Raw genomic sequence first — 24,120 nt, forward strand, 5'->3', positions numbered from 1 at the left:
CCTGAGAATATCGCATGCCTCAAGCCACGACGAACGCCAGTTCCTCCAATGACCGCACCGCTGTCCTCTGGTGCAACCTGGGTTCCCCCGACGCCCCCACCGCCGCCGCAGTTCGGCCCTACCTCGCCGAGTTTCTGGGTGACCCGCGCGTGGTCGAAATTCCGAAATTGCTCTGGGCGCTGATCCTCCACGGCATCATCCTGCGCACGCGGCCCGCCAAGTCGGCCGCCAAGTACGCGAGCATCTGGATGCCCGAGGGCTCGCCGCTGAAGGTGTGGACGCAGAAGCAGGCGCTGCTCCTGTCCGGCTGGCTCGGCGAACGCGGCCACCGCGTCGCGGTGCGCGATGCGATGCGCTACGCCAACCCATCGATCGCATCCCGCCTGGATGCGCTGCTGGCCGAAGGCGCCACGCGCGTGCTGGTGCTGCAGGCCTATCCGCAGTACTCGGCCACGACCACCGCGAGCGTGATCGATGCGGTGAACGACTGGAGCAGGAAGCAGCGCTGCATTCCCGAATTCCGCTTCGTCAACCAGTACCACGACGACCCCGCCTACATCGATGCGCTCGCGCAGAGCATCGAGCGCCACTGGAAGACCGAAGGCCGCGGCGAAGTGCTGTTGATGAGCTTCCACGGCATTCCCGCGCGCAACATCGCGCTCGGCGATCCGTACCAGGCGCAGTGCCTCGAAACCGCGCGTCTGCTTGCGGCGCGGCTCGGTCTTTCCGAAGCGCAGTACCGCGTCACCTTCCAGTCCCGCTTCGGCCGCGCCAAGTGGCTCGAGCCCTACACCGAGCCGACGCTGCGCGAACTCGGCGCGAAAGGCATCAAGCGGGTCGACGTGGTGTGCCCGGGCTTCCCGGCCGACTGCCTCGAGACGCTGGAAGAAATCGCGATGGAGGGCCGCGAGGCCTTCCTGCACGCGGGTGGCCAGGCGTTCAACTACATCCCCTGCCTCAACGACAGCCCGGCATGGATCACTGCGCTCGCGGGCATTGCCGAACGCAACCTCGCCGGCTGGCCGACGCGATAGCCGGCGACACCCCGTTGCGCCACGGCGCCCTGGCGGGCGCTCAGAACTTGCCGAGGTAATCCAGCTTGCCGATCGGCATGCCGCTGTGGCGCAGCACGTCGTAGGCCGTGGTCACATGGAAGAAGAAGTTGGGCAGCGCGAACTGCAGCAGGTAGCGCTGCGCGGTGAAGTGCGCCTCGCCTTCGCGCTGCTTGATGGTCACGGGGCGCTCTTCCTGGCCGTCGATCAGGGCGCGGTCGATGGTGGCGAGGAAATCCTGCGTCTTTCGGATGCGGGCCACGAGGTCGTCCCAGGTCTTTTCCTCGTCGGGGAAGCTGGGGGCCGTGATCCCCGCGATGCGCGCCGCGCCGAGCTTGGAGGCATCGCTCGCACGCTGGACCTGGCCGGCCAGCGTGAGCATGTCGGGCGCGAGACGGGCATCGACCAGCGTGGCGGTGTCGATGCCATTGGCCTTGGCGTGCGCCAGGCTCTTGTCGAACAGGTGGAGGAGCTGGCCGAGTCCGCGGGTGAAGACCGGGACCGAAATGTCGTACATCGAAAGCGCCATGGTGAGGTGAGCCTTGTAGTGGTTGGAATGAACCGGCGGCGATTGTGATGCCGCCCTGCATTCAGCGACCGGCGGCGCGGATAAACCCCTCGATGGGCTCCAGTTGTTCGGGCACGTTGAGCGCGGGCGCGTGACCGCACCCCTGGATTTCGATGACCTCCAGCAGGCCTTGCGCGCCCGGACCCCGGCGCCGCATTTCCTCGACGGCCTCGGGCAGCACCAGGTCCGACTCGGCGCCGCGCAGGCACAGCACCGGCACCTCGATCACGTCGTAGTGCGGCCAGATCAGGTAGTCGTTGTCGTGCGCGCTGAACTGCCTGACCATGGCCGGGTCGTAGTGCGGCGTGACGCGGCCGTCGGGCAGGCGGCGGGTGGAGCTTTCGGTCAGGCGGCGCCATTGCGCATCGCTGAGCCAGCCGTAGGGCTTGTAGACGGTGCGGAAGAACGCCTCCAGCTCAGCCACCGTGTCGAACGAAGGCGGCTGGCCCGCATAGGCGCGGATGCGCTCGATGGCCGCCTCTGCGAGCTGCGGTGCGTTGTCGTTCAGCGTGAGGCTCGCGATGCGCGCCTTCATGCGCGGCTCGAACAGGCCCGACGCGCAGACCGTGCCGATCGCGCCGCCCATCGAGGTGCCCACCCAGTGCACACGGCCCAGGCGCAGCTCGTCGCACAGCGCATTGGCGATGCGCGCATAGAACGAGAGCTGGTATTCCTCGTCGGGCAGCGGGCTCCATTGGCTCAGGCCGCGGCCGATGGTGTCGGGGCAGATCACGCGAAAGCCACGCGCGGCAAAGTGCTGCGCCAGTTCGTCCATGTCGCGGCCGGTGCGCGCGAGGCCATGCCAGGCGATGACCACCGGGGCATCGGGCGCGCCCCATTCGAGCCAGTGGATCTCGCGGCCCGCGAGTTGCGCGTAGCGCGACAACGGCGCTATGAAGTTGTTGTCGCTCATCGTGCCGCCCTCGCCCGCAGCTTGCCGACGATGCCGGTCGGGAAGTAATACACCGACAGCACGAACAGCACGCCCAGCCACAGCAGCCAGCGATCGGGCGACAGCAGCGCCGCGAGCCACGGCAGCCCGCTCGCCGCTTCGCTGCCCAGGCGCAGCAGGTCCTGCAGGTAGCTCTGCGCCACCACGAACAGCACCGCGCCGATGGCCGCGCCGTAGATGGTGCCCATGCCGCCGATCACCACGATCAGCAGCACGTCGATCATGATCTCGAAGCTCAGCGAGGTGTCGGGCCCGTTGTAGCGCAGCCAGATCGCGAGCATCGCGCCGGCCAGCGTGGCGAACAGCGCCGACAGCACGGCCGCCGTCGTGCGGTACACCACCACGCGGTAGCCGATGGCCTCGGCGCGAAACTCGTTCTCGCGGATCGCCTGCAGCACGCGGCCGAACGGCGAATTCACGATGCGCAGCAGCGCGAGCACCAGCACCACCGCCGCGACGAACAGCAGGTAGTAGCAGAGCAGCCGGCCATCGAGCGAAACACCGAGGAACGGCTCTTCGGAAAACTCGAAGCTCGGCGAGATCAGCTCGGGCAGCTTGAAGGTCAGGCCGTCTTCGCCGCCGGTGAAGTCCGACAGCTGCGAGGCCAGCGTCTGGAACGCCGATGCCACGGCCAGCGTGATCATCGCGAAGAAGATCGCCCGCACCCGCAGCGAAAAGAGGCCGATGGCGAACGACAGCACCAGCGAGATCGCCAGCGCCGCGCCCAGCCCCAGCAGCACCGCACCCCAGCTGGGCCCGAGCCGCGATGCGGAAATCGCGATGCCGTACGCACCGATGCCGAAGAACATCGTGTGCGCAAAGCTCACGATGCCGGTGTAGCCCAGCAGCAGATCGAAGCTCGCGACCAGCACCACGAACACCAGGATCTTGGCCGCGACGCTGAGCGCCTTCACGCCCGGGAAGATGAATGGCGCGAACGCCAGCGCAATGAACAGCGCCACCAGCAGCAGCGCCAGGAGGCGGCTGCGCGGCATGTCGTTGGAGAGAAGTCGTTTCAGGAACATGTCGTCTTCCTCAACGGTTCGCCACTGGGTAAACGCCCTGCGGCCGCCACAGCAGCACGGCCACCATCAGGAAGATGCTCGCGAACTGCGTGAGCGTGGGCAGCAGGAAGCCGATGTAGTTGGTCATGAGGCCCACGAGCAGCGCGCCGATGAGCGCCCCGCCCGTCGAGCCCAGCCCCCCGATGATGATCACGATGAAGATCAGCACGTTGACCTGCGCGCCCATCTGCGGCACGAGGTTCTGCTGGAACAAGCCCCACATCACGCCGCCCAGGCCCGCGAGCGCGCTGCCCACCACGAACACACCGACGAAGAGCCGGCCGATGCGGTAGCCCAGCGACTCGACCATCTCGCGGTCCTGCACGCCGGCGCGGATCAGGAGGCCGATCTTGGTACGGCCGAGCGTCCATGCCAGCAGGCCGAACACCACCACGCCCACGGCGACGGCTAGCAGCCGGTACTTGCTGATGGCCGCATCGCCGATCAACAGCGAACCGCGCAGCGCCTCGGGCAATGGCAGCGGCACCTGTGCCGGGCCCCAGATCACCTTGATGAGTTCTTCGCCGATGATCATCCCGCCCATCGTGATGAGGATCTGCTTCAGGTGCTGGCCGTAGACGGGCCGCACGATGAAGCGCTCGAAGGCGAACCCGACCGCGCCCGCGACAGCCATCGCGACCAGCATCGCCGGGAACACCGCCACGAGGTTGCGCCAGAGTTCCTGCGAGCCGGTCCAGTCGCCCATGAGGCCAAGCACGCTGCTCGCCACGAAGGCGCCGAGCGCGATGAACACGCCATGGCCGAAGTTCAGCACGTCCATGAGGCCGAACACCAGCGTGAGGCCCGAGGCGATGATGAAGATGATCATGCCCATCGCGAGGCCCGCGACCGTGAGCGTGAGCCAGGTCGAGAACGAGCCCGTGAGCGGCAGCGCGACCAGCGCGAGGATGGGAGCGAGCAGCAGCGGCTTCCAGTCGAAGTCGAGTTTCATAGGGCCAGTCCGAGCAGCGATTGCTGCAGTTGCGCGTCGGCGGAAAACGCCGCCATGGAGCCGCTGTGCACCACACGGCCGTTGTCCATCACCGCGACGTTGTCGCCCAGGCGCTGGGCGAAGTTGATGTTCTGCTCCACCAGCAGGATCGTCACGCCGCTCGCCTTGAGTTCGGCGAAGGCGTCGATCATGTTGTTGATCATCACGGGCGCGAGGCCCTTGCTGGGCTCGTCGATAAGCAGCAGTTCGCGCGGCTCCACGATGGCGCGCGAGACCGCCAGCATCTGCTTCTGCCCGCCCGAGAGCTTGCCGGCCGGGTGGTTCCAGAATTTCTCGACTGCGGGGAAGAGCTTGAAGATCCACTTCAGGCGCGTGTCGTCGATCTGCGCGGCATTCTTTGCGCCGCGCGCGGCGAGCAGCATGTTTTCCTTCACCGTGAGGTCCGAGAAGATGCCCATGTTCTCGGGCACGTAGGCGATGCCCAGGCCCGCGATCTGCGGCGTCTGCATCGCGGTGATGTCCTTGTCGGCAAAGCGCACCCGGCCTTGCGACGCATGCCACAGGCCCATGATGGTTCGCAGCGTCGTCGTCTTGCCCGCGCCGTTGCGGCCCAGCAGCATGGTGAGCTGGCCCTTGGGCACGGCAAGGTCCACGCCGTGCAGGATGTGATACGCCCCGATGTGCGTCTGCACGCCTTCAAGCGTCAACAGGTTCGTGCTCATGCAGCCTCCTTCGCAATGCCCAGGTAGGCCTCCTGCACCACCGGCGAGGCGATCACCTCGGCCGGCTCGCCATCGGCCACCAGCGTGCCGTTGTGCAAGACGATGATGCGGTCCGCAAGCTCGCGCACCACGTCCATCTTGTGTTCGACCAGGAGGATGGTCTTGGTCTTGTCCTGCTTGAGCTTGCGGATGAGGTCGAGGATGACCGGCGCCTCGGCCGCGTTCATGCCGGCCGTGGGTTCGTCGAACATGAAGACCTTGGGCTCCAGCGCCATGAGCAATGCCACTTCGAGCTTGCGCTGGTCGCCGTGCGGCAGGCTCGCGACCGTGGCGTGCTCGCGCGATTTCAGCGCCACATCCGCAAGGATCTGGTCCGCGCGCTCGGTCAGCGCCTTGTGGTCGCTCCAGATGCTCCACAAGTTGAGGCCCCGCCGGTGCGCCCCCTCGCGCGTGGCCTGCACCGCCAGGCGCACGTTCTCCAGCACCGTGAGGTTGGGGAACAGGTTGGTGAGCTGAAAGGCCCGCCCCAGCCCCGCATGCGTGCGCGCGGACGGCGACATGCCTGAGAGCGATTGCCCGTCGAGCGACACCGTGCCGGCGCTCGCCTTGAGCTGCCCCGAGATCAGGTTGAAGTAGGTGGTCTTGCCCGCCCCGTTGGGGCCGACGATGGCCGTCAGCGTGCCCGGCGCGAAAGCGCAGCTCACGCTGTTGACGGCCACGTGCCCACCGAAGCGGATGGTCAGGTCTCGGGTCTCAAGCATCGTTGATGGTCATTGCAGAAAGAAAAGAGTGTCGAAGTCGACCGGCCTCAACAGGTGCCGATCACGTAGTAGTTCGGGCCGGTCTGCTTCAGCGTGGTGGTGACGTAGATGTTCCACAGGCCCATGGCTTGTCCCGAGCCGTAGGCATAGGTCAGCCCCCACAACGCGTAGGCGCGCCCGGCCAGGGTGTGCGCATAGTTGCTCGCGGTGTAGCAGGTGCCGCCGGTGCCGCCCGAGGTGGTGGTGCCGGTGGCGGCCGTGGACATCGCGCCCTGCGCGTTGCTCGCGTCCAGCGCGGCCACGGTCCAGCTGTAGGTGGTGGAGGCGGCCAGGCCCGTGTCGGTGTAGTTGGTGCCGGCGACCGGCGCGGCATTCACCTTGCTGCCGCCGCGGTACACGTTGTAGCCGGTGGCGCCCGAGACGCCGGCCCAGCCGATCACCATGCTGCTGGCGGTCGCGCCCGAGGTGCCCACGCCGGTGGGTGCCGGCAGCGACGAGCCGCCGCCCGAGCTGGTCACGCGGTCGACCATGGCCTTGACGGCGGCCATCTGCGGGCCGGACTTCTTCGCGTAGTTGACGCTGCCATAGCCCCACCAGTCCCAGCAGCTGTTGGTAGCGGCGGTGCTGGTCTGCGGGTAGACCAGGACGATGTTGTTGGTGTCGGCCCAGCGGTTGTAGCCGGTCTTCTTCACGTACTGGTCGCTCACGTCCGTGTAGTTCTGCTTGCAGCCGTGCAGCACCACGTGCACGCGGCAACTGCTGCCGCTGCCGGCGGCGCAGGCTGCGGGCGTGTAGAGCCAGCCTGTGGCGGCCATGCCGGAGCCACCGGCGAACTCGCCCTGGTTGAACTCGGTGAAGGTGCCGCCCAGCGTGCCGTTGTTGCGCGGGTTCAGCGGGCCGTACAGGTGCGCAAGGATCTCGCCCGCGAGGTCGAAGCCGCAGTTGTTGATGTAGGGCGTGGCGGTGGTGCCGCAGGCGCCGCCGTAGTCGTCGGTGACCATCGCGTGGCCCGCGCCCAGGTTGTTCTTGTAGACCGTGTTGGCGGCCGGCACGAAGCTCTGGTAGTAGGTCTTCAGGTCGTCCATCACCGCCTGCTTGACGGTGTTGTCGGCGGTGCCGGAGAACAGGTAGACCTTCGAGCCCGTGAGGTTCGAGACCGGGTCGATCGCGCCGCTCGCGGCCCAGCTGTTGGTGGTGCTCACCAGCGTGGACACCGGGATGCTGGTGCTGTGCGTCATGCAGCGCCCGGTGGCGTTGAGCACCGAGCCTTCGGCGCAGTAGTACGGCCCGCCGGCGACCACACCGGCGCCGCGCTTGAAGGTGGCCGAATAGGCCACGTGCAGTTGCACCGCCATGAAGCCGCCCGCCGAGAGGCCCGACACGCTCACCTCCGCCGGATTGGCGCCGAGCGACGGCAGCGGCACCGCCGCCGTCGCGGCGTGCGCCGCCATCGCCATGGCCGCAGCGGCGGCCAGTCCCTTCCAGTTCCTTCTCATCGCTTGCATCGCTGTCTCCTAGTGTTGTGGGTATCGAACGCTTGCTTGCAGACTGACGAATCGGCCGTGGATCACGCCGGCTTGCGCGGACGCAGGCTGGCGCTTCGCCCGGCGGCCATCCGGGGCGAAATGGGAGTGCGGCCTTCCTCAGGGCCGCGGGATCGGGTGGGCGCTCAGCGCTTGTTCTTGATGGGGATGTCCATCTCTTCAGGCTTGATCTCGTGGACCAATTCGGGTACGCCCCAGGCGAACGCCGGGTCGACCTTGATCTTGAAGTGGTACATCGACTGCATCGCCTGGTGGTCTTCCTTGCGGAAAGTCATCTTGCCCTTGGGCGTGTCGAAGCTCATGCCTTCCATGGTGCTGATGAGCTTGTTGGTGTTGGTGTCGCCGCCCGTCTTCTTCAGCGCCGTCACCACCGCCATCGCGGCCGAGAAACCGCCGGCCGTGAAAAAGTCCGGCGGCGTCTTGAACTGCTTGTAGTGCGCCGACACCATCGCTTCGTTCACCGGGTTCTTCGGGATGCCGAAGTAGTAGTACGCGGCGCCCTCCATGCCCGGCAGCGCCTTGTAGGCGGCCATGGCCGGCAGGATGTTGCCGCCGGTGGCGATCTCGATGTTGTAGCGCTTGAGGTCGAGGTCGACGATCTTGAACGGGTTGCCCGCGCCGGCCCAGACAATCCAGATGATCTTGCGGCCCGGCTGGTCCTTGAGCTTGTCGATCAGGCGCTGCGCGCCGGCGGTGAAGTCGGTGGTTGCGGGCGGCAGGTACTCCTCGTGCACCAGCTTCGCCTTCTTGAGCGCGGCGCCGAAGGCCTTCACGCCGTCGCGGCCGAAGGCGTTGTCCTGCGCGAGCGTGGCGACGGTGACGCCGGCCTTGTCGACCGCCACCGCGTTGGAGATCGCGTCCTGGCTCGAATTGCGGCCGGTGCGGAAGATGTACTTGTTCCACTTGTCGCCGGTGATCGAGTCGGCCACGGCGGGCTCGACCAGCAGGATCTTCTTGTACTCCTCGGCCACCGGCAGCATCGCCAGCGCCACGCCCGAAGCGGTCGGGCCGACGGCCAGCGCGGCCTTGTCGTCGGAGTACGCGGCCGCCAGCAGCGACTTGCCCAGGTCGGGCTTGCCCTGGTCGTCCTTCTCGATGACCACCAGCTTCTTGCCGTTGACCGTCATCGTGCCGCCGGTGGCGTAGTCCAGCCCCATCGCGAAACCGGTCTGGGTCTGCTTGCCGTAGGCCTCCAGCGGACCGGTCTTGCTGTAGATGTGAGCGATGCGGATTTCGTTGGACTGGGCCCAGGCGGGGGCAGCAGCGGCGCAGGCGGAAAGCGCGGCCAGCGCGACGAGGTGGCGACGGATCATCGTTATGTCTCCTGAAAGTGGTGACTGAATATTGCACAGTTCGTGCCACGCACCCAACTCATTGATAACAAAGGTTTCTTCATTGGGAAGATGCCCTTGCCGCCTGATTTCAGAACACTTGTCATGACTGAATTTCAGGCAATTGTCTTTTTTTCAGTCAGGGTTTGCCAGAAGCCTGCCGTACCGCGATCCAACGCTGGAATTCGCGCTCGGCCTGCATCCGGAATTCGTTGCGCGTGTGGTTGCAGATGGCGTGGGCGAGGCGGCGGTGCTTCTGGTTGCGCACGCCGCCCAGGGTCGAGTCGACAAGGTGCTCGATGGTCGCGGACTCGGGCCGGCCGTGCGGCTCGTCGAAATCCATGGGAAGGCCGCACCAGTGGCAGTTGGGGCCAAAGGTGGAACGCAGGGCTCGCACGCTCATGACGATGGCCCCTGGCTCGTCATGCGCTCGTACAAGGTCGCGCGCGAAATGCCGAGCAATCGCGAGGTCGCGAGCTTGTTGCCGCCCGTGGATGCGAGCGCGGCGGCGATGGCCTTGCGCTCCAGCTCGGCGACCTGTTGCGCCAGCGGCCGCAGCAATGCGGCTTCTTCGTCGCCATTCGCATGCGACAAGTCGGGCAGCTCGATCTGTTCCAGCCCTGCCTCCCGCAGGATGCGTTCGAGCTGCACGGCGTCGATGCGTTGCGAATCGCTGCGCATCGTCACCTGCTCCAGCACGTTGCGCAGTTCGCGGATGTTGCCGCGCCAGTGCTGGCCCGCGAGCAGCGCGAGCGCATCGGGCGTGAGCTCGGGCGGTGCCTCGCCGCTGCGCAGCGCCATGTCTTCGCCCAACGCCTCGACCAGCGCGGGGATGTCGCTGCGCCGCTCCCGCAACGGCGGCACGCGCAGCGGCAGCACGTTGAGGCGGTAATAGAGGTCTTCGCGAAAGAGGCCGCGGCGCACCAGCTCGGGCAGGTCGCGCGAGGTGGCGGCGATCACGCGCGCATCGAAGGGAACGAGCTTGTTGGAGCCGAGCGGTTCGATCTCGCCCTCCTGCAACGCGCGCAGCAGCTTGGCCTGCAGGCCGAGCGGCATATCGCCGATCTCGTCGAGGAAGAGGCTGCCGCCGTCGGCCAGTTTGAACTTGCCTTCGCGCCCTCGCCTGTCGGCACCGGTGAAGGCGCCGGGGGCGAAGCCGAAGAACTCGGCTTCGAGCAAGGTGTCGGGCACGGCGGCGATGTTGACGCTGACGAACATGCCCTTGGCCCGCGCCGATGATGCATGGATCGCATGCGCCAGCAGTTCCTTGCCAGTGCCGGTTTCGCCCAGCAGCAGCACGGGGCTGGTCGACTGCGCCGCGCGGCGCGCATGGCGCTTGACCTCCACGGCCGCGGGGCTGCTGCCGATGAAGCTCGCGAAGGTGTATTTGGAGCGCCGCTGGCCGTCGGGCGCGTGCTGGTACAGCGGGTTGTTGCGCTGGCTGGCCAGTTCGCGCCGTGCATCGTCCAGGTCGCGCTGCAACAGCGCGAACTTGCTGATGAGCGGCTGCAGCGTGGTCTCGGGCTGGTCGAACAGCACGATGCCGATGGCGCCGATGACATCGCCTGCCCCGCCCTCGCGCTCCTCACGCAGCGGAATGCGGCTGACCACGAAGGTGCCCGCCTTGTTGGTCAGCAGGTCCACAAGAATCGGCTCGCCGGTTTCGAGCACGCGGCGCATCTGCGTGTTGGGGATCACGTCCTCGACCATGTGGCCCAGGAACTGGTCGATGGAGGAGAAGCCCAGCGCCGGCAGGAAGCGCCGGTAGCCCTCGTTCACCCACACGATGCGCCCGCTGCTGTCGACCAGGAACATGCCCTGGCTGATGCTGGAGAACAGGTGGAACATCGAGCGCGCAGCGAGCGCGAGGATGCCTTCGGCATCCAGGGGCAAGGCAGGGGGAACGGCTGGGGCAGCAGGCATGGGCGGATCGTAACTGTGCATCGAAAGACAACAAATCCGGCGCCGATGCGGCGCCGGAAACGCCTGGAACGGCGCCAACGGAAAAAAGGTCTTCAGCATCCCTTAAGTAAATCAATCGTTTGATTTCGTCCGTGGTTTAATGCCGGGCATGAACGCGAGGGATCCCATCATTTCCACGCCGCCTCGTGCGCCCCGGGCACCGCGCGCCGACGGCGCCGAGGCACGGCATCGCCTTCTGCACACCGCGCTGCGGCTCTTTGCGCAAAAGGGTTTCGCCAAGACCTCCACCCGCGAGATCGCCCGCGAGGCCGGCGTCAACATCTCGGCCATCAGCTACTACTTCAGCGACAAGAACGGCCTGTACGGCGCCTGCTTCACCGAGCCGATGGGCGGCGACTCCGACGACCTGGTGGCGATCTTCAGCACCCCCGACCTGACGCTCGAAGAGGCGCTGCGCATCTGCTTCACCTCGGTGATCGAGCCGCTCAAGCAGGGCGAGATCGTGCGGCAGTGCATCCAGCTGCACATGCGCGAGATGCTGGAGCCGACCAGCCAGTGGGCCAAGGAGATCGAGCGCGACATCAAGGGCCCGCACCGCGCCATCGTCGAGCTGCTGTGCCGCCACCTGAAGCTGGAGCGCGCCGACGACGACATCCACCGCCTGACCTTCGCGATCACGGGGCTGTCGATGCAGCTGTACGTGAACCAGGATTTCATCGAGGCCGTGCGCCCCTCGCTGCTGCGCACGCCGCGCAGCATCGACACCTGGGCCAACCGGCTCACCGTCTACGCGCTGGCGCTGGTGCAGGCCGAAGCCGCGCGCCGAAAGGCCGTGGCCGCCGACGAGAAAGCCGCAACCGCGCCTGCCTCCTCCCCGGCACGCACCGCGAGAAAGAAGACATGAGACGACTCCGACTGATTGCCTCCCGCTGCCTCCTCCCGCTGGGCTTGAGCCTGGCCCTCGCGGGCTGCGGCCTCACGCGCCCGCCGGCCACGGTAGAGGCGCCCTTCCCTCCGCAATGGAATGCGCCCCTGCCACACGGCGGCTCGCTCGCATCGCTGGCCGACTGGTGGCGTCAGCTCGACGACCCGCTGCTGGTCGAGCTGATCGCCGCGGCCGAGAACGCCAGCCCCAACCTCGCGAGCGCCGCGGCGCGCGTGGCCGAGGCGCGCTCCACGCGCGTGCAGGCCGGCGCGGCGCTGCTGCCCAGCCTGGACGGCACGGCGTCGGCGAGCCGGGGCGTCTCGGGTTCGTCCTTCAGCGGGGGTGGCGCGAGTTCCTCCTCATCGAGCAGCAGCGCCCAAGCCGCCACCGCGCCGCTCACCACGCTGCAGGCCGGCCTGCAATCGAAGTGGGAGATCGATCTCTTCGGGCGCCTGCGCGCCGACCGCGATTCGGCCCAGCAGAAGCTCGACAGCGCAACCGCCAAATGGCACGACGCGCGCGTGGCCGTCGCGGCGGAAACCGCCAACGCCTATTTCTCCGAACGCGCCTGCCGGCAGCAGCTGCGCGTGTCCGAGTCCGATGCCAGGTCGCGCAGCGAAACCGCGCGGCTCACCGACCTGTCGGCGGGCGCCGGCTTCACCGCCCCGGCCGATGCGGCCCTCGCCCGCGCGAGCGCCTCCGACGCCTCGGGCCGCCTCACGCAGCAGCGCGCCCAGTGCGCGATCCAGCGCAAGGCGCTGGTGGCGCTCACCGGCATCGACGAGCCCACGCTCGCGCAGAAGCTCGCCGTCTCGCACACGCAGCGCGCGCTGGTGGTGATGGGCAGCATCGAGAGCGTGCCGGCAGCGGCGCTGTCGCAGCGGCCCGACGTGTACGCCGCCGAACTCGCCGTGGCCTCGGCCAGTGCCGACGTGGGCTCGGCCGAGGCCGAACGCTATCCCAAGCTCAGCATCTCGGGCTCCATCGGCCGCACGCAGATCCGCACCAGCGGTTTTCGCGAGTCGCTGGAGACCTGGACGGTCGGGCCGGTGTCGCTCACCGTTCCGCTGCTCGACTTCGGCGCGCGCGCGGCCAACACCGACGCGGCCAAGGCGCGCTACACCGAGGCCGTGTCGCTCTACCGCGCGAACGTGCGGCAGGCGGTGCGCGAGGTGGAAGAGGCGCTCGTCAACCTCGACGCCACCGAAGCCCGCACCACCGATGCCGACAATGCGGTGAAGAACTACCAGGCCTCCTTCGACGCCACGCAGGCGCGCTACAGCAGCGGCCTGGCCAGCCTGTTCGAGCTGGAAGACTCGCGCCGCACCCTCTTCGCCGCGCAGACCGCGCGCGTCACGCTGCAGCGCGAACGCGCCGAAGCCTGGGTTTCGCTGTACCGCTCGATGGGCGGCGGCTGGAACCGGCCTGAATCTCCAGCCTCCTCGTCAGCGTCCTCGTCAACGACTTCCTCCTCGACCTCTAAGGTTGCGACGTCACCATGAAAACAATGAAGCGTTCCACCCTCGTCATCGCGCTGCTGGCGCTCGTCATCGTCGTCGTCGCGGCCGTGTGGCTCGTGCGCAAGCCCTCGGGCACGCCGGCCGAGCAGGCCGCGGCAGCCAAATCCAAGGACGTCAAGGACGGCGCCGCGGCGCCCAAGCCCGCGCTCACCGTCACCGTCGCCAAGCCCGAAGCCACCGAGCTGACCGTCACGCTCGCTGCCAACGGCAACGTCGCGGCCTGGCAGGAGGCCGTCGTCGGCTCCGAATCCAACGGCCTCCGGCTCGCCGAGGTGCGCGTGAACGTGGGCGACGTGGTCAAGAAGGGCCAGGTGCTCGCGGTCTTCTCGCCCGAGACGGTGCAGGCCGACATCGCGCAGTCGCGCGCCTCGCTGGCCGAAGCCCGCGCCACCGCGGCCGATGCCGCCGGCAACGCCGCGCGCGCCCGGACGCTGCAGGCCACGGGCGCCCTCAGCCAGCAGCAGATCAACCAGTACCAGACGACCGAGCAGACCGCCAAGGCGCGCGTCGAAGCCGCCGAGGCCGTGCTGGCCGCGCAGCAGGTGCGCGGGCGCAACACGCAGGTGCTGGCGCCGGACGACGGCGTGATTTCCGCGCGCACCGCCACGGTGGGCAGCGTGGTCGCGGCCGGCACCGAGCTGTTCCGCCTGATCCGCCAGGGCCGCCTCGAATGGCGCGCCGAAGTCACCTCGGCCGAGCTCGCACGCATCGCGGTCGGAACGCCCGCCTTCGTGGTCAGCGCCAGCGGCGCGCAGGTGCGCGGCAAGGTGCGCAGCATCGCGCCCACGGTCGATCCGCAGACGCGGGCGGCGCTGGTCTACGTCGACCTGCCCACGGTGCTGCAGAACACCGGCGTGAAGGCCGGCATGTTCGCGCGCGGCGACTTCGACCTCGGCCGCAGCTCGGCGCCCACGGTGCCGCAGGCCTCCATCGTTCCGCGCGACGGCTTCAACAACGTGTTCGTGCTGCAGCCCGACAACCGCGTCTCGCAGATCAAGGTGCAGATCGGCCGCCGGCTGAACGACCGCATCGAGATCACCAGCGCGCTGCCCGAGGGCGCACAGGTCGTCGTGCAGGGTGCGGGCTTCCTGAACGACGGCGACCTCGTGCGCGTGGTGGCGGCAACGCCGCCTGCCGCACCAGCGGCAGCGGCCCAGCCGGCGAAATCCGCGGCATCCGCCGCGGTCGCCAAGTAAGACAAACAAGGACACGCCATGAACGTTTCCGCCTGGTCCATACGCAACCCGATTCCGGCGGTGATGCTGTTCGTGCTGCTCACCTTCGGTGGGCTGCTGTCGTTCAACGCGATGAAGGTGCAGAACTTTCCGGACATCGACCTGCCGACCGTCACGGTCTCGGCGTTGCTGCCCGGTGCCGCGCCTTCGCAGCTGGAAACCGACGTCGCGCGCAAGCTCGAGAACTCCATCGCCACCGTGCAGGGCCTCAAGCACATCACCACCAAGGTGCAGGACGGCGCCGCCACGCTGATCGTGGAGTTCCGTCTCGAAAAGCCGGTGCAGGAAGCCGTGGACGACGTGCGCTCCGCGGTGCAGCGCGTGCGCGCCGACCTGCCGGCCGACGTGCGCGACCCGGTGGTCACCAAGCTGGACCTCGCGGGCCAGCCGGTGCTGGCCTTCACCATCGCCTCGTCGCAAATGGACGCCGAGGCGCTCAGCTGGTACGTGGACAACGACGTCACCAAGAAGCTGCTCGCGCTGCCCGGCGTGGGCGCGGTGAACCGCGTGGGCGGCGTCACGCGCCAGGTGCACATCGACCTGGACCCGGGCAAGCTGCAGGCGCTGGGCGCCTCGGCCGCCGACATCTCGCGCCAGCTGCGCCAGGTGCAGGTCGAGAGCGCGGGCGGCCGCTTCGACCTGGGCGGCAGCGAACAGCCGGTGCGCACGCTCGCCACCGTGCAGTCGGCCGACCAGCTCAACGACATCCAGATCGTGCTGTCCGACGGTCGCCGCGTGCGGCTCGATCAGGTCGCGCGCATCAGCGACACCATCGCCGAGCCGCGCTCGGGCGCCTTGCTCAACGGCAAGCCGGTGGTGGGCTTCGAAGTGGCCCGCAGCCGCGGCGCCAGCGAAGTGGAAGTGGGCCGCGCGATACAGAAGGCGCTGGGCGAGATGCGCGCGCAGCGTCCCGACATCGAGCTGACCGAAGCCTTCAACTTCGTCGACCCGGTGGAAGAGGAATACAACGGCTCGCTGCACCTGCTGTACGAGGGTGCCATCCTGGCGGTGATCGTGGTGTGGCTGTTTCTGCGCGACTGGCGCGCCACCTTCGTCTCGGCCGTGGCGCTTCCGATGTCGGTGATCCCGGCGTTCATCGGCATGTTCGTGCTGGGCTTCTCGGTCAACGTCATCTCGCTGCTCGCGCTCTCGCTGGTGGTCGGGATATTGGTGGACGACGCGATCGTGGAGGTCGAGAACATCGTGCGGCACCTGCGCATGGGCAAGACGCCCTACCAGGCAGCGATGGAGGCGGCCGACGAAATCGGCCTGGCGGTGATCGCCACCACCTTCACGCTGATCGCGGTGTTCCTGCCCACGGCCTTCATGAGCGGCGTGGCCGGCAAGTTCTTCAAGCAGTTCGGCTGGACGGCATCGCTCGCGGTGTTCGCCTCGCTGGTGGTCGCGCGGGTGCTCACGCCGATGATGGCGGCCTACATCCTCAAGCCCGTGGTCGGCGAAGAAAAAGAGCCCGGCTGGCTGCGCTGGTACATGCGCGCAGTGGAATGGAGCACGCACCACCGCTTCAAGACGATGGTGCTGGCCACCCTCTTCTTCTTCGGCTCGCTCGCGATGATCCCGCTGCTCAAGACCGGCTTCATTCCGCCGGACGACAACTCGCAGACGCAGATCTACCTGTCGCTCGCGCCGGGCTCCACGCTCGCGCAGACCACGGCAGCCGCCGAGGAAACGCGCAACCGCGTGATGAAGATCGCGCACGTGAAGAGCGTCTACACCACGGTGGCCGGCGGCAGCGCGGGCGGCGACCCGTTCGCGAGCTTCGGCACGCCCGAGACGCGCAAGGCCACGCTCACCATCAAGCTGGACGAGCGCGGCGACCGGCCGCGCAAGCAGGTGATCGAGAACCAGATCCGCACCGCCCTGGAAACCCTGCCCGGCGTGCGCAGCACGGTGGGCCTGGGCGGCTCGGGCGAAAAATACATCCTGGCGCTCACCGGCGAAGACCCGCTCGCGCTGGCAGCCGCGGCCAGCGCGGTCGAGAAAGACCTGCGCACCATCCACGGCCTGGGCAACATCACCTCCACCGCAAGCCTGATCCGTCCCGAAATCGCCGTGCGCCCCGACTTCGCGCGCGCCGCCGACCTGGGCGTGACCAGCGCCGCCATTGCCGAGACGCTGCGCGTGGCCACGCTGGGCGACTACGACCAGTCGCTCGCCAAGCTCAACCTTGCGCAGCGGCAGGTGCCGATCGTGGTGAAGCTGGAAGACTCGGCGCGCAAGGACCTCGACCTGCTCGGCCGCCTCTCGGTGCCCGGCGCACGCGGCCCCGTCATGCTGAGCCAGGTGGCCTCGCTCACCATGGAAGGCGGCCCGGCCGTGATCGACCGCTACGACCGCTCGCGCAACGTGAACTTCGAGATCGAACTCTCCAGCGTGGGCCTGGGCGATGCGAAGACGGCGGTGATGAACCTCCCCTCGATCCAGAAGCTGCCGCCCGGCGTGCGCGTGACCGAAGTGGGCGATGCGGAAGTGATGACCGAACTCTTCGCGAGTTTCGGCCTCGCGATGCTCACGGGTGTGCTGTGCATCTACATCGTGCTGGTGCTGCTGTTCAAGGACTTCCTGCACCCGGTGACCATCCTGTGCGCGCTGCCGCTCGCGCTCGGCGGCGCCTTCGTGGGTTTGCTGATCGGGCAGAAGGCACTCTCGATGCCCTCGCTGATCGGGCTCATCATGCTGATGGGCATCGCGACGAAGAACTCGATCCTGCTGGTCGAGTACGCCATCGTCGCGCGCCGCGACCACGGCATGAACCGCTGGGACGCGCTGCGCGACGCCTGCCACAAGCGCGCGCGGCCCATCATCATGACCACGCTCGCCATGGGCGCCGGCATGCTGCCGATTGCCGTGGGCTTCGGCGCCGCCGACTCGAGTTTCCGCTCGCCGATGGCGATGGCGGTGATCGGCGGACTGATCACCTCGACGGTGCTGAGCCTGCTGGTGGTGCCGGCGGTGTTCACCTACATCGACGACATCGAGCACTGGATACGGCGCACCGTGCGCAAGCTGCGCGGGCAGCCGGCCGATCCGCACATCGACGACGACCTGCGCGAAGCCCCGGCCGACGGCGGCAGTGCGCCCGCGCGCACGGGCGCCTGAATCCCCAGCCTGCCTGCGGCATCGAACACGACGACACGAGGTAAGCGATGAGCGTCTTCTCCGCCTGGCCGTACGTCGTGCTCATGGGGGTGGTGCTCCTCGCGCTGGCCCTGCCGGTCTTTCGCGCCGCCGACGAGCCGCTGTCGCGCGACCAGCGCACCACAACGCTCGACGGGCTGCGCGGCTTTCTCGCGCTGAGCGTCTTCGTGCACCACCTGATGGTGACCCACGGCTACCTCGGGAACGGCGTGTGGACCTTTCCACCGACCGGCTTCCCCACGCAGCTCGGGCAGGTCGGCGTGGGGGTCTTCTTCATGATCACGGGCTTCCTGTTCTGGGGCAAGTTGCTGGACACCAAGGGCCGGCCCGACTGGCGCAGCCTCTACATCGGCAGGCTCTGGCGCATCGGCCCGATGTACCTAGTGGCGGTCGGGCTGATGCTCTTCGTCGTCGCCTGCAAGACCGGGTTCGCGCTCAAGGAGCCGGTCTGGTCCGTGCTGGGCGGCGCGCTGCAATGGCTGGCGCTGGGCATCGTGCCGATGCAGCCCGACGTCAACGGCTACGAAGGGACGCGGTTCATCCTCGCGGGCGTGACCTGGACGGTCTTCGTGGAGTGGCTCTTCTACGGATCGCTCTGGCTCATGGCGCCGCTCGCGCGCCATGGGCGCACGCCACGCTTTGTCGGTGGGGCCTTGCTGCTGTGCCTGCTGGCGTTGGCATTCGCGGCGCTTCAGTCGGCCGGTGTCTCGCCTTCGCACCCCACGCTGGCGCTGGTGATCGGCGCCCTGCTCTGGGTGCTGGCGTCGTTCCTCATGGGAATGATGTCGGCCTGGCTGGTGCGGCACGAAGGCGCGAGCCGGCTCGCTTCGCGCCTGCCGGCTGGGGCGGCGTCGCTGCTTGCCGTGGGCTGCATGGGCGCCGTGCTCTTCGGGTTCCCGCACATGGCCGGCCCCGTCCAGGCCGTGCTGCTCTGGGTCTTTTTCCACCTGGTCTGCGCCGGCAGCACGCTCTACGGCCTGCTGGCCCTGCGCGCGGCGCGGCGCATGAGCACAGCGAGCTACAGCATCTACCTGCTGCAGGGCATTGCGCTGACCGCCGTCTTCGCGTTGCCGCCGGTGCGGGCTTTCGCGATGGCCGGTGCGGCGCAGTACTGGCTGGTCGGCACCCTTTGCGCGCTGCTGCTCGTGGCGGCCTCGGTGGCGAGCTACCGGCTGGTGGAGAAGCCAGGCATCGCGCAAGGCAAGCGTGCGCGGTCCGGGTTGCGGGGCCTGCCTGCCGCGCAGGCCGCCAACTCCTGATCGAGACGGATCACCTGGCCGCGGCGCGCCGCGTCGGTGCGGCCAAACCCATCGGACGCAGCGCGAACGGCCAGCATGGCGCGGCAATGGTTGTCCCGTTCGGCCTGTGAAATAGGCTGCATGGCGGATTTCGCAAGCGCGCGCGTCTTCGAATAATTCCCCTGCCCTTCACTCGAGACAGAGGCCCCGCCATGACACGCCCCACCCTGCGATTCGGCTCCTTCGGCCCCGATGTCTCGCTGCTGCAATCGGCCCTCAATGCATGGGTGGCCTCCCGGCTCCCGCAACTGGTGACCGACGGAAAGTTCGGGCCCATGACCAGTTCCAAGGTCAAGGAATACCAGGGCTTCTGCAAGCTGGTGCCCGACGCCGTCGTCGGCGCGCTGACCTGGGGTGCGCTCGAAACGCTGATCGCGCAGGTGCTGGGACTGGGTGGGCCGCCCGCACCGCCACCGCCGCCGGGCAAGCAAGCGGGCGCCGAGCTGGGCGCCAGCGTGGTGGCGACAGCGGAAGCGGTGCTGGCCAAGTGGGGCTGGACCGCGTCGTCGCAGCCCAGCCAGAGCCTGGAGCGCATCGCCGCGGCGCTGTGCGCGAACCCCTCGAGCCCGAACCGGCCGCGCCAGGGCGGCCTGGCGCTGCAGAAGATCTTCCAGGATGCGAACGTGCCCGGCGCCTACATCGGCCGCTGCCCCACCATCACCGCGCAGGCGGTGCAGAAATGGCAGGAGATGGACGCCGGCAACTGGCGCAACGCCAACGACCTGTGCGCCTGGTGCGGCATCTTCTGCATCTTCGTGTACCGCACCGCCGGCATCAACGTGCCGGGCGGCTGGGCGCAGCACAGCAAGAACGTGTTCGACGACGCCGTGTTCCAGCGCATCACCAGCTATTCGGCGGTGTTCCCGGGCTGCATCGGCGTGGTGAGCGGCATCAAGCCGGGCGGGCGCAACCACCATTTCATCGTCACCTCGAACGCCAACGACCGCATGGAAAGCATCGACGGCAATGCGTTCGGGCCCGACCCCAACGACAAGAGCAAAGGCAACAAGAGCGTGATCGCGCGCAACGCCTACACCTATGGCCAGTTGCAGCAGGAGACGGCCTACTTCCTTGCGCCGGTCGCCGCAGCCTGAAAGAAAAATGCCGCGGGGCCTGGGCGCCGCGGCATTTCGAAGAGCAAGCGCAGAAGAACGGTCAGGCGTCCAGTTGCGCCAGCCGCTTCAGCTTGCGTTCGCTCATGCGCTTGGCCACACGCGGCAGCACCAGCACGGCCACCACGACGACCACCAGCGCGATCGACATCGGACGCTGGAAGAACACCGATGCGCTGCCCTCGCCGATCGACATGGCATTGCGCAGCTGCGCTTCGGCGAGCGGGCCGAGGATCATGCCGACCACCACGGGGGCGGTCGGGAAATCGAAGCGGCGCATCACCACGCCCAGGAGGCCGATGCCGTAGAGCAGGAACAGGTCGAACGCGCTCTGGCGCATGCCGTAGGCGCCCACCGTCGCGAAGATCAGGATGCCGGCGTAGAGCTGCGGCTTCGGAATCTTCAGGAGCTTGACCCACAGGCCCACCATCGGCAGGTTCAGCACCAGCAGCATCACGTTGCCGATGTAGAGCGAGGCGATCAGAGCCCACACCAGCGCGGCCGAGGTGGTGAAGAGCTGCGGGCCCGGCTGGATGCCGTAGTTCTGGAACGCGCCGAGCAGGATGGCGGTGGTGTTGGAGGTCGGGATGCCGAGCGTGAGCAGCGGGATCAGCGCGGCCGTCACCGTGGCGTTGTTGGCGGCCTCGGGGCCGGCCACGCCTTCGATGGCGCCGGTGGTGCCGAACTCGGCCTTGGCCTCCTTGTCCTTGGCCAGCTTCTTCTCGGTCGCGTAGCTCAGGAAGGTCGGGATCTCGGTGCCGCCGGCCGGGATGCAGCCGAAGGGCGTGCCGATGGCGGTGCCGCGCAGCCAGGCGGGAATCGAGCGCTTCCAGTCGCGCTTGGTCATGTGCACGCGGCTCAGCTTGTTCTGGCCCTCGACCACCTTGCCCTCGTACAGCACGGCGTAGAGCACCTCGGCCACCGCGAAGAGACCCACCGCGACCAGCACGATCTCGATGCCGTCGAGCAGTTCGGGCACGCCGCCGGTGTAGCGGCCCTGGCCCGAGATCTGGTCCAGGCCGATGCAGCCGGCCGCCAGGCCGACGAACAGCGCCGTCATGCCGCGCAGCGTGCTCTTGCCGAGCACCGCGCTCACCGTGGTGAAGGCCAGCAGCATCAGGAGGAAATACTCGGGCGGTCCGAGCTTGACCGCGAAGTCGGCCACGAACGGCGCGAACAGCGTGACGACGACCGTGGCGATGGTGCCGGCCACGAAGGAGCCGATGGCGGCGGTGGCGAGCGCCGCGCCCGCCCGGCCGCTCTTGGCCATCTTGTTGCCCTCCATCGCGGTCACCATGCTGGCGGTTTCGCCGGGCGTGTTGAGCAGGATGGACGTGGTCGAGCCGCCGTACATGGCGCCGTAGTAGATGCCCGAGAAGAAGATCATCGAGGCCGTGATGTCGACCTTGCCGGTGATCGGCAGCAGCATGGCCACGGCCACCGCCGGGCCGATGCCGGGCAGCACGCCGACGGCCGTGCCGAGCGCACAGCCGACCAGGCACCAGAGCAGGTTGACGGGCGTGATGGCGGCGGCAAAGCCCGCCATGAGTGCGTTGAAGATTTCCATGTCAGAGCCACCCAGTGGAAGTGAGGCCGGGCAGGTTGATGGCCAGGAATTGCGTGAACATCCAGAACACCGGGGCGGCGATGAGCGCGCCGGTGACGAAATCGATGACCCAGGTGCGCGGTGCGTTCACGCCGGCCTGCCCGCTCGCGCGGCGAAGGCCCTGCACGGCCAGCACGTAGCACAGCGTGCAGCTCAGGATGAAGCCCAGCGTGGTGATCAGCGCCGCGTTGAGCAGCAGCCCGGCCGAGACCCAGACGAAGCCGGGCCAGTAGGCGCGGTCGGCACCGGTGGGCGGATCGAGTTCGCGAAAGCCGCCGGTGCGCGCTTCCCAGAGGATCCAGGCGCCGCACAGCACGAGCACCACGGACACCAGCCAGGGCAGAAAGTTGGGGCCGACGCCGCCGTAGCCGGCTTCGGAAGAGATGTCGATGGCACCGAAGGCCAGTGCGAGGCCCGTGAGCAGGACGCCCGCGCCGACGAGGGTTTGCGGCCAGACTGCCGCTGCTTGCGCCGCCGCGTCAGACGGCGAGACCGAGGAATCTGGAGTTGTCATTTTTGCTCCCGGAATGTGGTGCTGGATTTGAAAACGGCACGCTGTCGTCTCTTGCGAGGACAGCGTGCCATTCGGCAGGCATTGGTGTGCCGGGGGTCAGACCATGCCGGACTTGGTCATGATGGCCCGGAGGCTGGCGAAATCGTCATCGACGAACTTGGCGAAGGCTTCGCCCGACAGCACGGCCGCGGTCCAGTCGTTCTTCTTCAGCGACTCGGCCCACGACGGACTCTTGAGTGCGGCCAGCACCATGTCGGTCAGCGCCTTGCGCTGCTCGGCCGAGATGCCGGGGGCGCCGTACACGCCGCGCCAGTTGCCGATTTCCACATCGATGCCCTGCTCCTTGAGCGTGGGCACGTTGATGCCGGGCAGGCGCTGGGCCGAGGTGACGGCAATCGCCTTCATCTTGCCGGCGGCGATGTATTCGGCGAACTCGCTGTAGCCGCTGCCGCCGACGGTGACGTTGCCGCCCAGGATGGCGGCGGTGGCTTCACCGCCTCCGCGGAAGGCCACGTAGTTGATCTTGGAGGGATCGGCGCCGACCTTCTGCGCGATCATGGCCGCGGCGATGTGCTCGGTGGAGCCGCGCGAACCGCCGCCCCACTTGACGCTGCCCGGGTCCTTCTTGAGCTGGTCGACCACGTCCTTCATGGTCTTCAGGGGCGAGTTGGCGGGCAGCACGAACACGTTGTATTCGGTGGTCAGGCGCGCGATGGGCGTGGCCTGCTCCAGCTTGACCGGCGGCTTGCCGGTGATGATGCCGCCCAGCATGACCGAGCCCATGACCATCAGCGCGTTGGGATCGCCCTTGGAACCGTTCACGAACTGGGCCAGGCCCAGTGCGCCGGCGGCGCCGCCCTTGTTGTCGTAGGTGACGGTATCGGCCACCTTGGCATCGCTCAGGGCCTTGCCCAATGCGCGGCCGGTGGTGTCCCAGCCGCCGCCCGGGTTGGCGGGGATCATCATCTTGACGTTGGCAGCGGCACGCGCCGAGAGCGGCAACGCGCCGGCGGCGGCCAGAGCGGCCAGGGACTTCAAAAAGGTATCGCGACGCATCGTTGTCTCCAGAGGGGCTGAAAGGGAAATGAGAGGAACCTGACTCGGACCTGAGCCGCTATCATGCGCCGCCCCGCTGTCAGTTGGCTGTCCGCCGGACTGGGGAAAACACCAAAGTATCCATTCCGCCCCCTCCCGTATGAAGCTGCTGCTGGTCGAAGACGATCCCTCGATGCAAATCACGCTGCAGCGCACGCTCGGCCGCCGCCGCATCGACGTGCGCGTGTGCGGCGATGGGGCCGAGGCGGTGGCGCAATGGCGTGCCATCGAGCCCGACGTGGTGGCACTCGACCTGAGCCTGCCGAACCTCGACGGCTTGCAGGTGCTGGCGCAGGCGCGCGCCGAGGGGCTGCGCACGCCGGTGCTGCTGCTCACGGCCCGCGGCACGGTGGGCGACCGCATCGTCGGCCTCAACGCCGGCGCCGACGACTACCTGCCCAAGCCTTTCGACCTGGACGAACTGGAAGCCCGCATCCGCGCGCTGCGCCGGCGCAGCCAGAGCGCCGGGCCCGACACGGGCCTGAACCCGCAGGAGATCGGCGGCCTGCGCTTCGAGCCCGACAACGGCGCCATCTACAACCGCGCCGACCTGCTGGAGCTCACGCCGCGCGAACTCGCGCTCATGAAGGCGCTGATGATGAAGCCGGGTCATGCGGTGACCAAGGAGCGCCTGTTCGAGCTGGTGTTTCCGGGCGAAACCGATGTGCAGTACGAGGCCATCGAAGTGGTGGTGTATCGCCTGCGCAAGAAGCTGGTGGGCACGGGCGCGGTGCTCATGACGATGCGCGGTCTCGGTTATCTGCTGCGGCCCGAAGCATGAAGGCCG

21 protein-coding genes are annotated in these 24,120 nt (G+C 68.0%); 8 read left to right on the plus strand and 13 right to left on the minus strand.

Features of this window, described 5'->3' with window-relative positions:
- The first annotated feature begins 14 nt into the window (after window positions 1-14).
- On the plus strand, window positions 15-1,034 hold the full coding sequence (hemH, locus tag J2W23_RS00865; protein WP_307647335.1) for a ferrochelatase: 1,020 nt from the start codon (window positions 15-17) through the stop codon (window positions 1,032-1,034).
- A gap of 40 nt (window positions 1,035-1,074) precedes the next feature.
- Here the strand turns inward: hemH and J2W23_RS00870 are convergent, their stop codons facing one another.
- From J2W23_RS00870 to J2W23_RS00915, 10 genes are all read right to left on the minus strand, one after another.
- Entirely contained in the window at window positions 1,075-1,581 is a 507-nt protein-coding gene (locus tag J2W23_RS00870; protein WP_176657939.1) for a DUF1993 domain-containing protein, read from the minus strand.
- Between the two features lie 61 nt (window positions 1,582-1,642).
- Entirely contained in the window at window positions 1,643-2,533 is an 891-nt protein-coding gene (locus J2W23_RS00875; RefSeq protein WP_307647336.1) for an alpha/beta fold hydrolase, read from the minus strand.
- Window positions 2,530-3,597 carry a branched-chain amino acid ABC transporter permease gene (locus J2W23_RS00880; protein ID WP_176657940.1) on the minus strand — a complete coding sequence of 356 codons (1,068 nt, stop codon included), beginning with the start codon at window positions 3,595-3,597 and terminating at the stop codon, window positions 2,530-2,532. Before J2W23_RS00880 ends, J2W23_RS00875 begins: the two co-directional genes overlap by 4 nt.
- Window positions 3,598-3,607: 10 nt before the next feature.
- A complete protein-coding gene (locus J2W23_RS00885; RefSeq protein ID WP_042580076.1) occupies window positions 3,608-4,588 on the minus strand; it encodes a branched-chain amino acid ABC transporter permease in 981 nt (326 codons plus the stop codon).
- Window positions 4,585-5,310 carry an ABC transporter ATP-binding protein gene (locus J2W23_RS00890; RefSeq protein ID WP_176657941.1) on the minus strand — a complete coding sequence of 242 codons (726 nt, stop codon included), beginning with the start codon at window positions 5,308-5,310 and terminating at the stop codon, window positions 4,585-4,587. Before J2W23_RS00890 ends, J2W23_RS00885 begins: the two co-directional genes overlap by 4 nt.
- Complete coding sequence (locus tag J2W23_RS00895; protein WP_176657942.1) at window positions 5,307-6,071, minus strand: ABC transporter ATP-binding protein; 765 nt, start codon at window positions 6,069-6,071, stop codon at window positions 5,307-5,309. Before J2W23_RS00895 ends, J2W23_RS00890 begins: the two co-directional genes overlap by 4 nt.
- A gap of 47 nt (window positions 6,072-6,118) precedes the next feature.
- Window positions 6,119-7,576, minus strand: a complete 1,458-nt coding sequence (locus J2W23_RS00900) for an extracellular catalytic domain type 2 short-chain-length polyhydroxyalkanoate depolymerase (RefSeq protein WP_307647337.1) — start codon at window positions 7,574-7,576, stop codon at window positions 6,119-6,121.
- Between the two features lie 164 nt (window positions 7,577-7,740).
- Entirely contained in the window at window positions 7,741-8,928 is a 1,188-nt protein-coding gene (locus tag J2W23_RS00905) for a substrate-binding domain-containing protein (protein ID WP_013541857.1), read from the minus strand.
- A gap of 157 nt (window positions 8,929-9,085) precedes the next feature.
- Window positions 9,086-9,349: a hypothetical protein gene (locus tag J2W23_RS00910; RefSeq protein WP_176657944.1), complete on the minus strand. Its 264-nt coding sequence runs from the start codon at window positions 9,347-9,349 to the stop codon at window positions 9,086-9,088.
- Window positions 9,346-10,869 (minus strand): sigma-54 interaction domain-containing protein, encoded by a 1,524-nt coding sequence (locus tag J2W23_RS00915; protein WP_176657945.1) that lies wholly within the window; start codon window positions 10,867-10,869, stop codon window positions 9,346-9,348. Before J2W23_RS00915 ends, J2W23_RS00910 begins: the two co-directional genes overlap by 4 nt.
- A gap of 139 nt (window positions 10,870-11,008) precedes the next feature.
- Between J2W23_RS00915 and J2W23_RS00920 the strand changes: the two genes are divergently transcribed.
- The 6 genes from J2W23_RS00920 to J2W23_RS00945 all read left to right on the plus strand — a co-directional run bounded on the left by J2W23_RS00920 (window position 11,009) and on the right by J2W23_RS00945 (window position 20,100).
- Window positions 11,009-11,773: a TetR/AcrR family transcriptional regulator gene (locus J2W23_RS00920; protein WP_373423854.1), complete on the plus strand. Its 765-nt coding sequence runs from the start codon at window positions 11,009-11,011 to the stop codon at window positions 11,771-11,773.
- Window positions 11,770-13,296 carry an efflux transporter outer membrane subunit gene (locus J2W23_RS00925; protein ID WP_176657947.1) on the plus strand — a complete coding sequence of 509 codons (1,527 nt, stop codon included), beginning with the start codon at window positions 11,770-11,772 and terminating at the stop codon, window positions 13,294-13,296. Before J2W23_RS00920 ends, J2W23_RS00925 begins: the two co-directional genes overlap by 4 nt.
- On the plus strand, window positions 13,293-14,510 hold the full coding sequence (locus J2W23_RS00930) for an efflux RND transporter periplasmic adaptor subunit (RefSeq protein ID WP_307647339.1): 1,218 nt from the start codon (window positions 13,293-13,295) through the stop codon (window positions 14,508-14,510). Before J2W23_RS00925 ends, J2W23_RS00930 begins: the two co-directional genes overlap by 4 nt.
- 18 nt (window positions 14,511-14,528) lie before the next feature.
- A complete protein-coding gene (locus tag J2W23_RS00935; protein WP_307647340.1) occupies window positions 14,529-17,669 on the plus strand; it encodes an efflux RND transporter permease subunit in 3,141 nt (1,046 codons plus the stop codon).
- A gap of 47 nt (window positions 17,670-17,716) precedes the next feature.
- Window positions 17,717-18,967, plus strand: a complete 1,251-nt coding sequence (locus J2W23_RS00940; protein WP_307647341.1) for an acyltransferase family protein — start codon at window positions 17,717-17,719, stop codon at window positions 18,965-18,967.
- A gap of 191 nt (window positions 18,968-19,158) precedes the next feature.
- Complete coding sequence (locus tag J2W23_RS00945) at window positions 19,159-20,100, plus strand: peptidoglycan-binding domain-containing protein (RefSeq protein ID WP_176657951.1); 942 nt, start codon at window positions 19,159-19,161, stop codon at window positions 20,098-20,100.
- A 61-nt stretch (window positions 20,101-20,161) separates the two neighbouring features.
- Here J2W23_RS00945 and J2W23_RS00950 read toward each other — a convergent pair whose 3' ends face one another.
- From J2W23_RS00950 to J2W23_RS00960, 3 genes are all read right to left on the minus strand, one after another.
- Window positions 20,162-21,685, minus strand: a complete 1,524-nt coding sequence (locus tag J2W23_RS00950; protein WP_307647342.1) for a tripartite tricarboxylate transporter permease — start codon at window positions 21,683-21,685, stop codon at window positions 20,162-20,164.
- Between the two features lies 1 nt (window position 21,686).
- A complete protein-coding gene (locus tag J2W23_RS00955; RefSeq protein WP_307647343.1) occupies window positions 21,687-22,238 on the minus strand; it encodes a tripartite tricarboxylate transporter TctB family protein in 552 nt (183 codons plus the stop codon).
- A gap of 96 nt (window positions 22,239-22,334) precedes the next feature.
- A complete protein-coding gene (locus tag J2W23_RS00960) occupies window positions 22,335-23,294 on the minus strand; it encodes a Bug family tripartite tricarboxylate transporter substrate binding protein (protein WP_176657954.1) in 960 nt (319 codons plus the stop codon).
- 139 nt (window positions 23,295-23,433) lie between these two features.
- Here J2W23_RS00960 and J2W23_RS00965 point away from each other — a divergent pair, with 139 nt between their 5' ends.
- Window positions 23,434-24,114 (plus strand): response regulator transcription factor, encoded by a 681-nt coding sequence (locus J2W23_RS00965; RefSeq protein ID WP_176657955.1) that lies wholly within the window; start codon window positions 23,434-23,436, stop codon window positions 24,112-24,114.
- The last annotated feature ends 6 nt before the right edge of the window (window positions 24,115-24,120 follow it).

Origin of the sequence: Variovorax boronicumulans (assembly GCF_030812215.1) — a bacterium.
Lineage (GTDB): Bacteria > Pseudomonadota > Gammaproteobacteria > Burkholderiales > Burkholderiaceae_C > Variovorax > Variovorax boronicumulans_C.

Coding starts and splice junctions, on each gene's coding strand:
- hemH (WP_307647335.1), top strand. CDS start 15: ATGCCTCAAGCCACGACGAACGCCAGTTCCTCCAATGACCGCACCGCT.
- J2W23_RS00870 (WP_176657939.1), bottom strand. CDS start 1,581: ATGGCGCTTTCGATGTACGACATTTCGGTCCCGGTCTTCACCCGCGGA.
- J2W23_RS00875 (WP_307647336.1), bottom strand. CDS start 2,533: ATGAGCGACAACAACTTCATAGCGCCGTTGTCGCGCTACGCGCAACTC.
- J2W23_RS00880 (WP_176657940.1), bottom strand. CDS start 3,597: ATGTTCCTGAAACGACTTCTCTCCAACGACATGCCGCGCAGCCGCCTC.
- J2W23_RS00885 (WP_042580076.1), bottom strand. CDS start 4,588: ATGAAACTCGACTTCGACTGGAAGCCGCTGCTGCTCGCTCCCATCCTC.
- J2W23_RS00890 (WP_176657941.1), bottom strand. CDS start 5,310: ATGAGCACGAACCTGTTGACGCTTGAAGGCGTGCAGACGCACATCGGG.
- J2W23_RS00895 (WP_176657942.1), bottom strand. CDS start 6,071: ATGCTTGAGACCCGAGACCTGACCATCCGCTTCGGTGGGCACGTGGCC.
- J2W23_RS00900 (WP_307647337.1), bottom strand. CDS start 7,576: ATGCAAGCGATGAGAAGGAACTGGAAGGGACTGGCCGCCGCTGCGGCC.
- J2W23_RS00905 (WP_013541857.1), bottom strand. CDS start 8,928: ATGATCCGTCGCCACCTCGTCGCGCTGGCCGCGCTTTCCGCCTGCGCC.
- J2W23_RS00910 (WP_176657944.1), bottom strand. CDS start 9,349: ATGAGCGTGCGAGCCCTGCGTTCCACCTTTGGCCCCAACTGCCACTGG.
- J2W23_RS00915 (WP_176657945.1), bottom strand. CDS start 10,869: ATGCCTGCTGCCCCAGCCGTTCCCCCTGCCTTGCCCCTGGATGCCGAA.
- J2W23_RS00920 (WP_373423854.1), top strand. CDS start 11,009: ATGCCGGGCATGAACGCGAGGGATCCCATCATTTCCACGCCGCCTCGT.
- J2W23_RS00925 (WP_176657947.1), top strand. CDS start 11,770: ATGAGACGACTCCGACTGATTGCCTCCCGCTGCCTCCTCCCGCTGGGC.
- J2W23_RS00930 (WP_307647339.1), top strand. CDS start 13,293: ATGAAAACAATGAAGCGTTCCACCCTCGTCATCGCGCTGCTGGCGCTC.
- J2W23_RS00935 (WP_307647340.1), top strand. CDS start 14,529: ATGAACGTTTCCGCCTGGTCCATACGCAACCCGATTCCGGCGGTGATG.
- J2W23_RS00940 (WP_307647341.1), top strand. CDS start 17,717: ATGAGCGTCTTCTCCGCCTGGCCGTACGTCGTGCTCATGGGGGTGGTG.
- J2W23_RS00945 (WP_176657951.1), top strand. CDS start 19,159: ATGACACGCCCCACCCTGCGATTCGGCTCCTTCGGCCCCGATGTCTCG.
- J2W23_RS00950 (WP_307647342.1), bottom strand. CDS start 21,685: ATGGAAATCTTCAACGCACTCATGGCGGGCTTTGCCGCCGCCATCACG.
- J2W23_RS00955 (WP_307647343.1), bottom strand. CDS start 22,238: ATGACAACTCCAGATTCCTCGGTCTCGCCGTCTGACGCGGCGGCGCAA.
- J2W23_RS00960 (WP_176657954.1), bottom strand. CDS start 23,294: ATGCGTCGCGATACCTTTTTGAAGTCCCTGGCCGCTCTGGCCGCCGCC.
- J2W23_RS00965 (WP_176657955.1), top strand. CDS start 23,434: ATGAAGCTGCTGCTGGTCGAAGACGATCCCTCGATGCAAATCACGCTG.